The organism is Lascolabacillus massiliensis (assembly GCF_001282625.1).
Lineage (GTDB): Bacteria > Bacteroidota > Bacteroidia > Bacteroidales > Dysgonomonadaceae > Proteiniphilum > Proteiniphilum massiliensis.
In genome coordinates this window covers 1,489,684-1,505,502 of the sequence record NZ_CTEJ01000002.1, presented here as the reverse complement: position 1 = coordinate 1,505,502, position 15,819 = coordinate 1,489,684, and the positions used below count along the sequence as shown (strand labels likewise).

Sequence of the window (15,819 nt, the reverse complement as noted above, 5' to 3'; positions counted from 1 at the left end):
GCAATAGTGTGGCACCTGAAAAAGATATAATTCAGAATTACCGGGAATAAATCAAATTACAATATAATGAACAGAAACAGAGTGTGCTCCCTTTTTGGGATAGAATATCCTATAATCCAGGCCGGGATGGTGTGGTGCAGTGGATGGAGACTTGCATCGGCTGTAAGCAACTCCGGAGGATTGGGCTTAATTGGTGCGGGATCGATGCATCCGGACACGTTGCGTGAACATATTCAGAAGTGTAAAAAAGCTACAGATAGACCATTTGGCGTTAACATACCTCTTATGTATCCTCAAATTGAGGAGATAATGCAAATTGTTATTGAAGAGAAAGTTCCAATTGTATTTACTTCAGCAGGTAACCCGAAAACATGGACATCAAAACTAAAGGATGAGGGTATATTGGTGGCTCATGTGGTATCGAGCTCTAAGTTTGCAATGAAAGCTACTGAGGCGGGTGTTGATGCAGTTGTGGCAGAAGGCTTTGAAGCGGGCGGTCATAATGGTAGAGAAGAGACAACAACAATTGCACTTATTCCTCAGGTAAGAAAGGCTACTGACTTGCCATTAATTGCTGCAGGGGGCATCTCATCGGGTGAGTCAATGGCTGCAGTTATGGCTCTTGGTGCAGAAGGTGTTCAGGTGGGAACACGCTTCGCTCTAACATTAGAGAGTTCAGCCAGCGATGCTTTCAAACAGAAATGTATAAATCTCAACGAGGGTGATACCATTGTAGCTCTTAAAAAGGTGACTCCTGTACGTTTGATAAAGAATGAGTTCTATAAACAGGTGCAGGAAATGGAGGATAAAGGTGCATCAGCTGAAGAGTTGCGTGCATATCTGGGAAGGGGACGATCAAAGAGGGGTATTTTTGAAGGTGACCTGAATGAAGGTGAGCTGGAAATTGGGCAGATTGCATCTGATATAAAAGAAATAATACCTGCTTCGATGGTTGTAAAAGATATTATTGAGAACTATAATAGGACTGTTAAGACTCTTTCGGAAAAAACTTTTTAATACAATGAAAAGACTCTCGTTATTTACTTTACTGTTTGCACTGACTTTTTCTATTGGCACTAATGCACAATCTACAGACTTATTAACCCTGGAACAACTCATCCCGGGTGGAAATGAGTATAGAAACTATGTTCCGCGTATACCGGTTAACTATCTTTGGAGTGGGAACAGCCTGATAGAAACTGAAAATGATTCTGTATGGATTTATAGAAATCCTGCAAAATTAAGAGAGAAGTCATTCCTTTTTTCATATGAAGATATTAGAGCTAAAATAAATGAAGATCAAGGTAAAGTAACTTCTATTACTTTCTCTTCAGATGGCAGCTCTGCAGTAAGATTTTATACCGGCAATGGTGTAGGAGTTTTTGATTATTATAAAAAGATTGTTACTGTTTACTTCAGTTATCCGGAATCGAGTGATAACCACATTTTATCACCTGATAATGAGTTGCTGGCCTACACAAAAGGGAACAATCTTTTTCTGATGGATAAAAATGGAATTGAAAAACAGATAACCAATGATGTTTGCGAGGATATATTAAACGGGCAGTCTGTACACAGAAATGAATTTGGTATAAATAGCGGGATATTCTGGTCACCAGAGAGTAATAAAGTTGCATTCTACCGAATGGACGAATCTATGGTTACCTCCTATCCCATTGTCGACATGTCAGCCAGAGTGGCCGAATTAAAACCTCAGAAATACCCTATGGCGGGAATGACAAGTCATCAGGTAACAGTTGGAGTTTATGATATCGACATTGATCAGGTTAACTTTCTGGAAACAGGTGAGCCCGATGATCATTATCTGACAAATATCTCATGGAGTCCTGACGGTGAACATATTTATATTGCAGAACTAAACAGGGAGCAAAATCACATGAGATTGAACCGGTACAATTCAACTTCAGGTGATCTTGAAGAGATGCTGTTTGATGAGAAGCATACCAAATATGTTGAACCTCTTAATCCTATTTTATTCGTAAAAAGTAACAAGGATCAGTTTATTTGTCAAAGTAACAGGGATGGATATAATCATCTCTACCTATATAATACTTCCGGGGATTTGATAAAACAGCTTACTTCAGGTGAGTGGGAGGTGATTGATATTATAGGTTTTGATAATAGTGGAAGTAATCTATATTTTGTATCTACTAATCCAAATCCTATTGAACGTCACATACATAGTGTTAACTTAAAGAATGGTAAGATTACACAGCACAGTTCTTTTCCTGGTACTCATTCTGCAACATTAAGCTTATCAGGCAGATATCTTATTGATCGCCTTTCGGCACACGATAATCCAGGACAACTGAGTTTAATTGACACACGTAATCAGAAGTCTGATCTTCTCTCTTTTTCAAAGAATCCATTCGAGGGCTATAATGTTCCATCTGTAGAAATTGGAATAATAAAAGCGGCCGATGGTGAGAGTGATCTTTACTACAGATTGGTTAAACCCGCTGATTTTGATGAGACTAAGAAGTATCCGGTTGCTGTATACGTATATGGTGGTCCTCATTCACAAATGGTAAACAACCGCTGGAGATACGGGTCTGGTGGATGGGAGCTATACATGGCTCAGAAAGGTTATCTTGTTTTTGTAATGGATAACCGTGGAACTGCATACCGTGGTTTTGAGTTTGAGAGTGTGACACATAGGCAGTTGGGTGTTGAAGAAGCTAAAGACCAGTTGAAGGGTGTTGAGTTTCTGAAATCTCTTCCCTATGTTGATAGTAACAAAATGGGAATTCATGGATGGAGTTATGGTGGATTTATGACTATAAATATGCTGATTCGATATCCTGATCTGTTTAAGGTTGGTGTTGCGGGGGGACCAGTAACCGATTGGCGCTATTATGAAGTTATGTATGGTGAGAGATATATGGATATGCCTCAGGAGAATCCGGAAGGTTACGAAGAATCAAGTTTATTGAATAAGGTTGATAGGCTGAAATCGAGACTGCTTATAATACACGGGGATGAAGATCCTACTGTTGTTATGCAACACAGCAATCAGTTTATCAGAGCTTGTATAAAAGAAGGGGTGCATCCTGACTTCTTTATATATCCGGGACATGGACATAATATGACAGGTGCTGATCGTGTTCACCTTCATGAACATATTACCCGCTATTTTGACGATTTTATATACACTGATTGATGGTAGCTGAAAACTTGTTATCTTTGTAGATAATATGCAGTACAAACTTTTCCCGTCGGAACGATTCTCTTTTTTCAGCCTGAGTAGTGGCAGTTGTGGTAATTGTTATTATTTAGGAAATTCATACTATGGAATTTTAATTGATGCGGGAATTGGTCCTCGTATTATAAAAAAAAGATTGGCTGAGTATGGTGTGGATATCTCTACTATAATGGCTGTTCTGATTACACATGATCATTACGACCATATTAAATCGGTTGGGCAGCTTGGAGAAAAAATGCACATCCCAATTTATGCAACACGGGAAGTACATAAAGGTATAAAGAACAATCCATTTATTAATTACAGACTAAATGGATCGGCAAAATATATAGAAAAAGGTAAAACTTTTCAGATTGAGGACTTTAGGATAACACCGTTTGATGTGCCTCACGACAGCAATGATAACGCAGGTTATTATCTGGAATTCGGTGGTCAAAGAATGACAGTGGCAACAGATGTGGGTGCTATAACTGATGAGGTAGCCCACTATATCTGTAAGGCTAATCAGCTGGTAATTGAGAGTAATTATGATGAAGAGATGCTTCATAATGGCAGGTATCCATGGCACCTTAAAAAAAGGATTACTTCAGGTACAGGACATTTAAGTAATCGCCAGATAGCGGAGTTTCTTGCTAATAATTTTACATCTGAATTACGCAATATATGGTTATGCCATTTGAGTGGTGATAATAATAACCCTGAACTTGCATTTAATACTACAAGGGATCAGCTGTCACTAAAGGGTATAGAGGTGGGACAACATGTTGACCTTCACGTTCTCGAGAGAAATGTTTTATCAGCAAAAATTGAATTCTAAACCAAATGTCTCTAGCACCTGTTCTTCTGTTTACTTATAACCGACCATCACATACAAAGCAAACACTGGAAGCTTTAATGAATAATAAGCTTTGTAGTGAAACTGAATTATACATCTTTTCGGATGGGTATAAGAATAATTCTGATAAAAATGATGTTAAGGAAGTTCGAAGGATTATACACTCAATTGATGGATTTAAGAAGATCTGTATTATTGAGAATGGCAATAATATTGGGTTAGCGAAAAACATAATTCAGGGAGTTACCAGAATTATAAATGAGCACGGCAAAGTTATCGTTCTGGAGGATGACTTGATTACTGCACCTCATTTTCTCACTTTTATGAATGAGGCTTTGGATAGGTTTGAGGATGAGGATAGAATTGGTCATATTCAGGGGTTTATCTTCCCTATAGAAGAACTGCCAGAGTCTTTCTTAATTAAATGGACAGGCAGCTGGGGATGGGCAACATGGAAAAGAGCATGGAAACTTTTCAACCCTGATGGGAAAGAGTTGCTGAACGAAATAAAGAGGCGTAAGCTTTCAAAACAGTTTGATTTTAATGGCAAATATCCTTTTACAAGAATGCTGAAGAGGCAGGTAAATGGTGAGAACGACTCCTGGGCTATTAGATGGAATGCTACGCTTTTTCTGAATGATATACTCTCACTGAATGCTGGCAGGTCTCTTGTAAGAAATATTGGCTTTGACGGTAGCGGGATTCATAGCGGAAGCGATGATATCTACAGTACTGACCTGTATAAAGGGAAATTGAATATTAATATCCCTGAAATCAGTGAGAACAAGAAAGCCAGAAGAGCAATTATGAAATATTACGGTCAAACAAACTCATTTAGAGCAAAGTTAAAAAGAAGGATAAACAGATTTTTAAGAAGCAGATAGGTTATGAATATCCTGATGATCAGCAAATCTGACGTTCATGGAGGTGCTGCAATTGCTGCATACCGTTTGATGTATGCTCTAAACTCTGAAGGTGAAAACGCTAAAATGCTAGTCTGTGATAAAAGATCTGATAATCTTAAAGTAATACAGGGAGGAAGTAAACTTAATAACAGGTGGAATTTTTACCGTGAAAGAGGTGAAATATTCCTTTATAATCATCTCTCAAGAAAATTTCTATTTGATATTTCAATTGCAAATACAGGTTTATCAATCACTGAACTTGATGAATTCAAGAATGCTGATGTAATTCATCTGCACTGGATTAATCAAGGTATGTTATCAATTAAGGAGATTGAGAAGATTCTTCTATCGGGGAAAAAAGTAGTGTGGACTATGCACGATATGTGGCCATTCACAGGTATTTGTCATCATTCAGGAGATTGTAATAAATATGAGAACTCTTGCGGGAGGTGTCCATATATTGCAAATCCTTCTGATAAGGATCTTTCGAATTTGATATTTAATAAGAAGAAAGATATATACTCAAAAGGCAATATCACTTTTGTAGCATGCAGTGACTGGTTGAAAAAGCTGGCAGAGAAAAGCCCATTAACTAATGGACATAAGATTGTTTCTGTACCCAATCCTATTGACACAGATTTGTATAAGCCGAAGGACAAATTGCTTATTAGGGAGAAGCTAAATCTTCCTACGGATAAAAAACTACTCCTGTTTGCTGCAGCAAAAGCTTCTGATAAACGTAAGGGAACTGATTACTTGATAAATGCTTCTAGGTTAATTGCATCCGAAATTAAGGATAAAATAGTATTTCTTATTGCAGGAAACGAAGGCGCTGAGATTGCAGATAGACTGTCTTCCCCCTCTATCTGTATGGGTTATATAGACTCTGACAAGATGCCTGATATATATAATGCAGCTGATGTATATATAACTCCATCACTGCAGGAGAATCTTCCAAACACTATTATGGAAGCTATGTCTTCAGGCACTCCCTGCGTTGGTTTTAATATTGGTGGAATTCCTGAGATGATAGATCATAAATTAACCGGTTATGTAGCCGAATACAAAAGTTCAGAGGATCTTGCCAAAGGGATAAATTGGACTCTTTTTGAGGCTGATGCTGAGACACTTTCATATAATTCACGTGAAAAGGTTATGAGTATATATGAACAGAAGAAGGTTGCAGCGCTCTACAAAACTTTATATGAAGGGTAATAATAAAATAACTGATCAGGTTCATTGGGATGAGTATTGGGGAAATTATCAATATGATAAGATTCCTAAGAAGGTCGTTTTTAAAAAGTTTATGCCTCTGCTTACAAGAGGGAAAAGCTTCATTGATATTGGTGGGTTCCCGGGTATATTCTCTGCATATTTCTATAAACATGGAGTTAAAGATGTAACTTTACTTGATTTTCACCTGAATTATGAGATTGTAAGAAGCATTGAAAATAGAAATGACATGCCTCTAAATAGTATTAAGTGTATAAATGCTGACTTTTTATCATTTCATTCCGAAAGGAAATATGATATTGTGTTTTCTTCCGGGTTTATAGAACACTTTGAAGATACTGCAGATGTAATTAGTCGACATGTTGAATTACTATCCGAAAATGGTCAGCTTCTTATCATTATTCCCAATTTTCTAGGTTTGAATGGCTCAATCCAGCGTTGGTTCGACAAACAAAATCTTGATGCTCATAACTTAAACTCAATGGACATATCTATCCTTGAAAGGATAATGAAAGGATTTAATCTAAAAGATTTAACAGTTGATTATATTGGCAAGCCAATGTTATGGCTGGAGCCGAAGCCCGAGAATAAAAGCAAAAGGAAATGGATTAAGATGCTTAGTTATGTTGTAAAACTATTTCCGATAAAGAGCAGGTTTTTATCTCCCTTTATTGCTATATATGCCCGAAAATGAAAAAATTATCAGTTATAACAGTAACATTTAATGCAGAGCAAACGCTTGAGCGTACTTTAAAAAGCGTCTGCTTGCAATCATATCCTGAGATTGAGCATATTATAGTTGATGGCTTGTCTACAGACCACACCATTGACCTGATTCACAAATATGATAATGATAAATTATTATGGATTAGTGAACCTGATAATGGATTGTATGATGCAATGAACAAAGGAATTAAAATGGCTACTGGTGATTATCTCTGCTTCTTAAATGCAGGTGATACTTTTTTCGCTAATAATACTGTAGAACTAATAATGCAATCTGATAGTTCGGCTGACATAATTTATGGAGAAACTACAATTGTGGATAATGAGGGCAATTTTCTACATATGAGGAGATTGAAAGCTCCGGATAAGCTTACCTGGAAAAGTTTTAAACAGGGCATGCTTGTATGTCATCAGGCTTTTATAGTGAAACGAGAAATTACAGAGCAGTATGATCTTGAATATAAATTCTCTTCGGATTTTGACTGGGCAATTAGAATGCTGAAGAAGTCAAAGGTTATTATAAATACAAATCAATTTCTGATTAACTACCTTAATGAAGGAGTGACAACTTTAAACAGAAAGAAATCTCTCAAGGAGAGATATAGGATAATGGTGAAACATTATGGGAAGGTCTCTACTTTTCTACACCACATATGGTTTATTATAAGATTTGCTATTAAATAAACTGTTACTTTTCGATCATATACTTTTATGTGTATTCAATTAATATGAAAAGAAGAAAATTAAAACTTGAGGAACTGGGTAGAATTAATATTGAGGAGTTCCGCGAAGCAGAAAAAACACCACTTGTTGTGGTCCTGGACAACGTAAGAAGTCAAAATAATATTGGTTCTGTTTTCAGAACATGTGATGCTTTTAGGATTGAGGAGGTTTTACTCTGTGGAATTACTGCTACACCTCCAAATGTAGAGATACATAAAACAGCCCTTGGTGCAGAAGATTCAGTAAAATGGCGATACTTTAATCATACAGTTAGTGCGCTTAACACACTAAAGAAAGAGGGGTATTATATATATTCGATAGAACAGGCTGAAAATAGTATATCATTGGAAAACATACAATTGGATAAAAACAAGAAATATGCAATCATACTGGGTCATGAAGTACATGGCGTAGATCAGGAAGTGGTAAATGCTTCAGATGGCTGTATTGAGATTCCTCAGTATGGAACAAAACACTCTCTGAATGTTTCCGTTACAGCTGGTATTGTAATTTGGGATTTCTTTAAGAATCTAAAGTAAAAAAAGGGTTACTATTAATTAGTAACCCCTAGACTTTTTATAACTCTCTTATTTTTATATTACGGAACCAGATCGAATATCCGTGATCTTGTAGTCCAATATAGCCCTCTTTTGAGATACCTTCCTGAAAACCAGGGAAATTTTTAAATTTACTGTTTTCAACCAACTCGTCCCATTCATCAGACCAAAGTGTATATTCAACTACCTTCACACCATTCTGAGTATGAGTTACTTTACCATCCTTAACTCGTATTACTATATTATTCCATTCTCCATAAGGATTAACGGTTTTAGGATCTGCCGGAAGCATATCATATAAAGAGCCTGCAAGATGTGAATCAATCTTGTTATCACTTGCATATTCATTGTCTAAGATTTGTACTTCAGGTGCAGAGTTGTAAATTGCTTTGCCTTTCTCTTCTCTTACATAGTAGAATATTCCGGAATTACCCTCTTTTTCAGTTTTCCAGTCTATTGATAATTCAAAATTCTTAAATTTCTTTGGAAAAAAGATCATATCACCTCCTACTCCCTGACCAGGTCTGGCTCTTTCAGCTTTGAATACCTTCATGGCACCATCCTCGATAGTCCAGTTATCCGGTACACTGTTACCATTATACTGACGCCAACCAGTAAAATCCTTTCCATTAAACAGCAATGTCCAGCCTTGTTTTTCTTCTGCTTTTGTAAGTTCGTTTAGGTTAACTTTTGCTGCAGAGCAGGAAGTAAATAGTAAGATAGAAATTAGTATTAGCCAATTCGTTCTCATTTTAGTAAATTTAAATAGTTATAATTAAAGAATTAATGCAATCTGGTTTTTTTATATCACATTTCCCAATTTTCCAGCTTAATGGAGTTTCCATCAAAAACTGCATATGAAAAGAGAGTAATCCAATCACCAAGTATAACAACCCGGCTATGTTCTGCAATTGGCAAATTGATCAATATATGACGATGACCATAGATAAAATAATCTATATCCTGTATCTCCTTTAATTTGTCTTTAGAGTACTGTATCAGGTATTCATTTTCTTCTCCCAAGTATCCAACGACGCCTCCTTTTTCGCGACTATCACTCGACCATGCATGGGCTAAAGGTACAGTCCATCTTGGATGAATTCCTGAGAAGCATTTTTGCAAAAATTTATTATGAAATAATTTTCTTAGAAATCTAAATGACCTGGAACCGTCTCCTAAGCCATCTCCATGAGCAAGAAAAAACTTTTTACCTTGAATTTCAGTAATTATGGGTTTCAAGTGCAAAATCAATCCACACTCTTTAGACAGATAATCTGTAATCCATATATCGTGATTACCAATAAAGAAATGAACTTCTACCCCATTGTCAGTAACTTCTGCAAGCTTACCGAGCAGCCGCGTAAACCCCCTAGGAACAACATACTTATACTCAAACCAATAGTCGAATATATCTCCCATCAGGTAAATTGCAGACGCATCTTCCTTAACATGGTCAAGCCAACGACAGAGCTTCTTCTCTGCCTCAAGGGAATCAGGATGTGTTTTTGCTCCAAGATGGGCGTCAGCAAGAAAATATACTTTTTTACTCACAATATTTGTCTTTCAAAGTATCTTATAGTTCTTACAGCATTCCTAATTCCAGCATAGCTTCTTCGCTCATCATTGACTGATCCCAGGGAGGATCAAATGTAAGATTAAGGTTTACACTATTCACTTCTTCAATTGACTCAACTTTCATCTGCACATCCATCAGAATGAAGTCCGCCGCAGGACATGCGGGAGAAGTAAATGTCATTTCGATGGTGACATTATTATTTTCATCAATATCAACATCGTAAATCATGCCTAAATCGTAAATGTTTACCGGGATCTCCGGGTCATAACATGTACGCAGCATGACCACTATTTTATCTTGTAATGCTTGTAGTTCTTCGTTCATAATCTAATCTTTTTTATTAAACCGAAATATGGCCTGATTGTTTAAATAATTCAGATGATACCCTCATCTGCGAAACTAAAATATCGGTCTCCACAAACAATGATGTGATCTAATAATACTATATCCATCCATTGAGTAGCCTCTTTCAGTTTTTTTGTTATTTGGATATCTTGCGGACTGGGTCTGCAGTTATCAGATGGGTGATTATGTCCTAAAAAGATACCTGAAGCGTAAAATTTTAATGCTTCACGTAATATTAACCTGATATCAACAACCGTTCCTGATATACCACCTCTGCTTACCTGTAACTCCTTTATTACTTTATTTGATCTGTCCGTAAATATTACCCAGGTCTCCTCATGATTCAAGTCGGTAAGCCTGGGAACAAACTCTTCATATGCTATTCTTGAAGATGTAATTTTCCTTCGTTTAACAGGCTCACAGGCTTTTCTCCTTCGTCCAAGTTCAAGTGCTGCAGTTATGGTTACAGCTTTTGCTTCTCCTATACCCTTGAAATTTCTTATCAAATCAGTGACACTCATCCTGGCAAGTTTATTCAGATCGTTATCTGCTTCTTTCAATATGCTTTTTCCAAGCTCTACTGCAGTTTGTTTACTATTACCGGAACCAATTAGTATAGCTATCAACTCTGAGTCAGATAATGAGTTAACTCCTTTCAATAATAACTTTTCTCTGGGCCGATCTTCTTCAGCCCATTGCTTTATACTTAACTTGCTCATGATATATTACCACTCTTTAACAGAGCAAATATAGTAAGTTTTTTCCAAAAAAAAGCAGGACCCAATATTAGTCCTGCTTTAATGTTTTATACTATTTCAACAACTCATTATCTAACCCTCTCAACATAAGAGCCATTACGAGTATCTACTTTAATTTTCTCACCTGTATCTATGAATAGTGGAACTCTTACTTCAGCTCCTGTCTCCAGAGTTGCAGGTTTTAATGTATTTGTTGCAGTGTCACCTTTAATGCCCGGCTCTGTATAGGTAACTTCCAGAACTACATGTACCGGCATCTCCGCTGTCAGAATTGTTCCACTTTCTGCATGAATCTGTACCTCTACAATATCTCCTTCTTTAAGGAATTGAACACCCTCTATCTGTTCAGCCGGAATAGGAATCTGTTCGAATGTTTCAGTATTCATGAAGTTGTATCCCATATCATCTTTATAGAGATATTGAAATGGTCTTCTTTCTATTCTAACTTCATCAACTTTTACACCGGAATTGAATGTTTTATCTAGTACCCTGCCAGTGGTAACATTTCTAAGTTTTGTACGAACGAAAGCCGCACCTTTACCTGGTTTTACATGAAGGAATTCTACAATAAAGTAATATTGTCCTTCAAGTTCGATGCACATTCCGTTCCTGAAATCAGCGGTTGTTGCCATAAAATTTTGTAATTGTTATACTATAAGATAATTAATTGTATTTGAGTGCAAAAGTAACTATTTACTGCGAAAAATGCAAATGAATAATACCTGGGGTTCATCTAAAAGTAAACAAATAATTAGGGATGAAATTCCATATTGCCACCAATGTTATAGCAAATGCTTTTGACAAATAGAAATTGAACTTTAGCTTTTCGTTAAACAGAAAGACAAAGAGATTATTCAATGCCAGCCCTATTGATGAAATAAAGAAAAAGGATAAATATTCACGACTAACTTCTGGATTGTTACTCTCGAACGTCCAGATTCTGTTTAAAATATAATTTGAAGTGGCTGCAATAGAAAACCCTATAGAGTTAGAAATGAACTTATTCCACTTTAGTTTCTCTTTGCATATCCATGTGAAAAGAAAATCTATTGCTGTTCCGGATAAACCAACAATACCAAATTTTAAAAATTTAATTATCAGCTCTATAATCATTCGAATGTAACTTTCACAGGTTTACTCAAAGTTGCCGGATATACTCCCGGGGTTCCAGCAGCAAAATATACATCATATACACCTGCAGAATATTCAGATAAATCAATTAATATCTTCCCTGAAACAGTTTCTCCTGAATATATTTCATTTGAATCAAATTCGGATATAGCAGCCAATCTCTCTCTAACTAATTTACCATCCTTTTCTGTTATGAATACAAGATAAATTTGTAATGGCATTGATGGATGATTAATATTGTATGTATTATTGTAAGGATTCACAATTTTCACACCCATCTCGTTAACACTCTTGGTTGACAGTGGAGTATTGTTGATATCAGGAATTACCTCAAGCCTTTTATAAGGTTGATAATGCAGCACCTCTTTCAAATTAAAAACAGACTCTCCACTGATAGTTGGTACAACTCCTGTTGTATCATTCCTGAAATCTATTACAACTTGATGATCAACATAACTCTCGTCAAACCTCCAGATATCATATTGCGTATTCCGATAATTTAATGCTCCCATTGCGTGTGCTTCACCGCCTGTATAGAATCTGTACTTTGAAGGCATCTGAAAACCGGATGTAAACACAACAGGGCGTTCACCTGCAAAAGCATAAAGATCCTCAAGCCTCTTTTTATCTCCATGCCACTCTGTTTTTATTGGCAGAATATCTATCATGAGAAAAAGTCGAGCAGCAAATACCAAAATTAAAGATGGCGCAACAACTCTGTAAAGATAACGTTTTAAATTCTGGTTTTCAACAGCTTCTCTTAATATCATAATTACCATTGGAATGGAAGCAGCTATTGTCCAGTGGGGTTCGACACGACTCTTAAATGTCCATAATGCGAAGAATATTAAAAACCCAGCCATTAAAAATTTTAATGCTCTATTGAATAGATCTCCTTTTTTATTGATAAACAGAACATAAATTCCTGCTATTAGTGTAAAAGGATTAAATACTGGCAACTGATTAAGGATATAATCAATAATGTTATTCCATTTAAATCCAGCTGACCGATCTATAAGATGGTATTTTATTGATGGAAAATCGTGATTTACCTGCCACAGTATATGTGGAATGTAGAGAACTATTACAGAAAGTACAGAATAATAGAAAGTGCTCTTTTTAAACAGTTTAAGGTTTGACAGAATAACAAAAAGTATTATAAGTGCTCCATGATATTTACTATACATTAAGCCTGCCATAAACAGAGCCATCAGTAAAGCTCCTTTTAAGGAATAGTCACTCCTTAAATAATACCTGTAGCTCCACAGGAATAAAACAGTAAAAAAAAGCAGCACTGAATCCGGTGTTGCTACGAATCCGTAAGCCTGAAGCATTACAACTGAAAGTGAGACTAAGAAAAAGAGAATTACATTCTCTCTTGTTTCTTTTAACTCGGATAACTTGTAGAGTACAAAAAGATAAACCAGCTGTAGTATCATTACTACCAGACGTACTCCAATTAAAGTATTTCCGGCAAGTAAAGTCCCAATTTTGATTACTAAAGCTATCATTGGAGGGTGATCAAAATATCCCCAATCCGGATACTGAGAATAGACCCAATAATAGGCCTCATCATTCCCAATTTCAGTAAAAAGAGACTGGATGATATTAATTAAAAACCAAGCAAATATTAATAATATAAATATCTGCCTGGTTTTTACAGTACACCAAAATTGTGACTTTAACATTACATATTATTCTATACTATAGAACCTGCATTCCATCCAATACAAGTTTTATTATAAATAGCACAAATATTACCCACATTGTAATAGAAATATGTTTCCACTTTCCACTTAACGCTTTCAGGAATACAAAAGACAACATACCAAAAACAATACCCTGTGCTATGCTGAATGCAAATGGCATCATAACTATAGTGAGGAAAGCGGGCAATGCTTCTGTCATATCGCTGAAGTTAATTTTTACAACTGAAGTAATCATAAACAGCCCTACCAAAATAAGTGCAGGAGCAGTTGCTGATGCAGGTACCATTAAAAACAATGGAGCAAGGAACAGTGCCAGTACAAACATCATTGCTGTTGAAAGTGATGTCAAACCTGTTTTACCACCGGCTGCAACACCAGAAGCACTCTCTACATATGATGTCACAGTACTTGTACCTAATACAGCACCAAATGTTGTACCTAATGCATCGGCGAAAAGTGCTTTCTTTATTTGAGGGAAGCTTCCATCCTTATCTGTTATACCAATTTTTGATGCAACACCAAGCAGTGTTCCTATTGTATCAAAAAGGTTTACAAACAAGAAAGTGAAAACTATAATTAACATATCCAGTGTGAAAATGTTGCTCCATTCAAATTTCACAAAAACAGGAGATATATCAGGTGGCAATGAAACAAGACCGCCGGTTGGCATCTGAACAAGACCTAATATCAAACCAAAAATAGTTGCTGCAACAATACCTATCAGGAAAGATCCGTGTACATTCTTAAAATATAAAACAGCAGTCAGGATAAGACCTAAAGATGCAACCCAAACATGGGGATCAGACATTGATCCCAGAGTTAACATAGTATTATCATCTTTTACGATAAGTCCTGCATTCTGTAACCCCAACAAAGTGATGAAAAGTCCAATCCCTACAGGAATTGCATATTTTATTGTACTTGGAATACTCTTTACAATCAATTCACGAACATTGAAAAAAGTAAGTAATATAAAGATGATACCTTCAATGAATACGGCGGTTAAAGCCATTTGCCATGAATATCCTAGTCCCAGTACAACAGAGAATGCAAAGAATGAGTTAAGCCCCATTCCAGGTGCCTGTGCTATAGGCAGATTAGGAATAAATGCCATAAACAATGTACCTAAAACACTTGCAAGGGCAGTTGCAGTAAACAGAGCTGACTTGTCCATTCCTGCAGCACTCAAAATATTTGGATTCACAACTAATATATACGACATGGTCAGAAAGGTAATAACTCCCGCTACCAACTCAGTGCGTACTGTTGTGTTGTTTTGCTTTAATTTAAATATCTTTTCAAGCATTATCAATCTCTAATTAATTATTAAAAAATCCATTTTGTTGCCAGTGTAGGAATAGCATAGAATTTACTTTCAGCAAACTTGTTCACAAAGTTATAGCTTAATTCTACTTCACTACCTAATGAGAAGTTTGGTGTAATATTAAACCATATTTGAGGTTCACTAAGCAGAATAAGCTTCTTACCATTTGCTTCAGTACCCTCTGTAAAAGATTTATCCTCAGTCCATAAATCCATGAAACCTCCTAAAGATATCTTATTATTTGCTAATGAAGCGTTCCATGTAACTGTCCACTGTGCATCATTACTAACCTGTTCAAATGCATTTAATTTATAAGCCAGATATGTGCTCATAAAAAAGTTTCCTAACTGAAAAGGATATCCAAAACCTGCAAGATATGAACTTGGGATTGAGAATCCGAAGTCTTCTCCTCTTACTAAACCCAAACCTCCATTGTATTCAATGTGCGGAAGAAGAGGGAAATCACCTATTTTAAACTCTCTCGCAATTTCACCATAGATAAGTCCCGGATTACGTTTGTCAAAACTGAAATCGAAGTCCACAAACATAAAAGTATTTCCCCACTGATCCGGTTTGAAAAATTCAAACGTAGCAGTTAGATAATTAATGCCGGAAACGTCATCACCATAAAGTGAACTACGTGGATCAAAATGTAACTGGAGGTTCTGCCCTTTTGCAGATATAAGCAAACAAAACAGGGCTAATGTTAGTAAGATTTTACGCGACATAAAATTAGTTTAAATAAAAGTTAATTAAAATAAGATCGCAAAAGTA

Annotated in this window: 17 protein-coding genes; 8 read left to right on the top strand and 9 right to left on the bottom strand. The window is 36.2% G+C overall.

Annotated features, from left to right (window positions below):
- Window positions 1–66: 66 nt before the first annotated feature.
- Genes BN1354_RS11075 through BN1354_RS11040 form a run of 8 tightly spaced genes read left to right on the top strand, consistent with a single transcriptional unit; the run spans window position 67 to window position 8,184 of the window.
- Window positions 67–1,017 (top strand): NAD(P)H-dependent flavin oxidoreductase, encoded by a 951-nt coding sequence (locus tag BN1354_RS11075; protein ID WP_045090441.1) that lies wholly within the window; start codon window positions 67–69, stop codon window positions 1,015–1,017.
- A 4-nt stretch (window positions 1,018–1,021) separates the two neighbouring features.
- Window positions 1,022–3,181: a S9 family peptidase gene (locus BN1354_RS11070; RefSeq protein WP_053827144.1), complete on the top strand. Its 2,160-nt coding sequence runs from the start codon at window positions 1,022–1,024 to the stop codon at window positions 3,179–3,181.
- Window positions 3,182–3,215: 34 nt separating this feature from the next.
- Window positions 3,216–4,040, top strand: a complete 825-nt coding sequence (locus BN1354_RS11065; RefSeq protein WP_045090443.1) for an MBL fold metallo-hydrolase — start codon at window positions 3,216–3,218, stop codon at window positions 4,038–4,040.
- Window positions 4,041–4,045: 5 nt separating this feature from the next.
- Window positions 4,046–4,942: a glycosyltransferase gene (locus BN1354_RS11060; protein ID WP_053827143.1), complete on the top strand. Its 897-nt coding sequence runs from the start codon at window positions 4,046–4,048 to the stop codon at window positions 4,940–4,942.
- A 3-nt stretch (window positions 4,943–4,945) separates the two neighbouring features.
- Window positions 4,946–6,178: a glycosyltransferase family 4 protein gene (locus BN1354_RS11055; RefSeq protein ID WP_053827142.1), complete on the top strand. Its 1,233-nt coding sequence runs from the start codon at window positions 4,946–4,948 to the stop codon at window positions 6,176–6,178.
- The gene (locus BN1354_RS11050) at window positions 6,168–6,890 is read left to right on the top strand and encodes a class I SAM-dependent methyltransferase (protein WP_053827141.1); all 723 of its coding nucleotides are present in this window, start codon (window positions 6,168–6,170) and stop codon (window positions 6,888–6,890) included. The genes BN1354_RS11055 and BN1354_RS11050 overlap by 11 nt, the downstream gene beginning before the upstream one ends.
- Window positions 6,887–7,606, top strand: coding sequence for a glycosyltransferase family 2 protein (locus BN1354_RS11045; protein ID WP_053827140.1), 720 nt, complete (start codon window positions 6,887–6,889; stop codon window positions 7,604–7,606). The genes BN1354_RS11050 and BN1354_RS11045 overlap by 4 nt, the downstream gene beginning before the upstream one ends.
- Window positions 7,607–7,650: 44 nt before the next feature.
- The gene (locus tag BN1354_RS11040) at window positions 7,651–8,184 is read left to right on the top strand and encodes an RNA methyltransferase (protein ID WP_045090448.1); all 534 of its coding nucleotides are present in this window, start codon (window positions 7,651–7,653) and stop codon (window positions 8,182–8,184) included.
- 37 nt (window positions 8,185–8,221) lie between these two features.
- Here BN1354_RS11040 and BN1354_RS11035 read toward each other — a convergent pair whose 3' ends face one another.
- The 9 genes from BN1354_RS11035 to BN1354_RS10995 all read right to left on the bottom strand — a co-directional run bounded on the left by BN1354_RS11035 (window position 8,222) and on the right by BN1354_RS10995 (window position 15,773).
- Entirely contained in the window at window positions 8,222–8,953 is a 732-nt protein-coding gene (locus tag BN1354_RS11035; protein WP_045090449.1) for a 3-keto-disaccharide hydrolase, read from the bottom strand.
- A 56-nt stretch (window positions 8,954–9,009) separates the two neighbouring features.
- Window positions 9,010–9,753 carry a UDP-2,3-diacylglucosamine diphosphatase gene (locus BN1354_RS11030; protein WP_053827139.1) on the bottom strand — a complete coding sequence of 248 codons (744 nt, stop codon included), beginning with the start codon at window positions 9,751–9,753 and terminating at the stop codon, window positions 9,010–9,012.
- Window positions 9,754–9,784: 31 nt separating this feature from the next.
- Window positions 9,785–10,102 (bottom strand): metal-sulfur cluster assembly factor, encoded by a 318-nt coding sequence (locus tag BN1354_RS11025; protein ID WP_045090451.1) that lies wholly within the window; start codon window positions 10,100–10,102, stop codon window positions 9,785–9,787.
- 50 nt (window positions 10,103–10,152) lie between these two features.
- Window positions 10,153–10,842, bottom strand: a complete 690-nt coding sequence (gene radC, locus BN1354_RS11020) for a RadC family protein (RefSeq protein WP_053827138.1) — start codon at window positions 10,840–10,842, stop codon at window positions 10,153–10,155.
- 107 nt (window positions 10,843–10,949) lie between these two features.
- Complete coding sequence (gene efp / locus BN1354_RS11015) at window positions 10,950–11,513, bottom strand: elongation factor P (protein ID WP_045090453.1); 564 nt, start codon at window positions 11,511–11,513, stop codon at window positions 10,950–10,952.
- A gap of 97 nt (window positions 11,514–11,610) precedes the next feature.
- Window positions 11,611–11,994, bottom strand: a complete 384-nt coding sequence (locus BN1354_RS11010; protein WP_231623110.1) for a GtrA family protein — start codon at window positions 11,992–11,994, stop codon at window positions 11,611–11,613.
- Window positions 11,991–13,700 (bottom strand): ArnT family glycosyltransferase, encoded by a 1,710-nt coding sequence (locus BN1354_RS11005; RefSeq protein ID WP_053827137.1) that lies wholly within the window; start codon window positions 13,698–13,700, stop codon window positions 11,991–11,993. The genes BN1354_RS11010 and BN1354_RS11005 overlap by 4 nt, the downstream gene beginning before the upstream one ends.
- Window positions 13,701–13,716: 16 nt before the next feature.
- On the bottom strand, window positions 13,717–15,027 hold the full coding sequence (locus tag BN1354_RS11000; RefSeq protein WP_053827136.1) for an NCS2 family permease: 1,311 nt from the start codon (window positions 15,025–15,027) through the stop codon (window positions 13,717–13,719).
- Window positions 15,028–15,047: 20 nt separating this feature from the next.
- On the bottom strand, window positions 15,048–15,773 hold the full coding sequence (locus tag BN1354_RS10995) for a DUF5020 family protein (RefSeq protein WP_053827135.1): 726 nt from the start codon (window positions 15,771–15,773) through the stop codon (window positions 15,048–15,050).
- Window positions 15,774–15,819 lie beyond the last annotated feature (46 nt).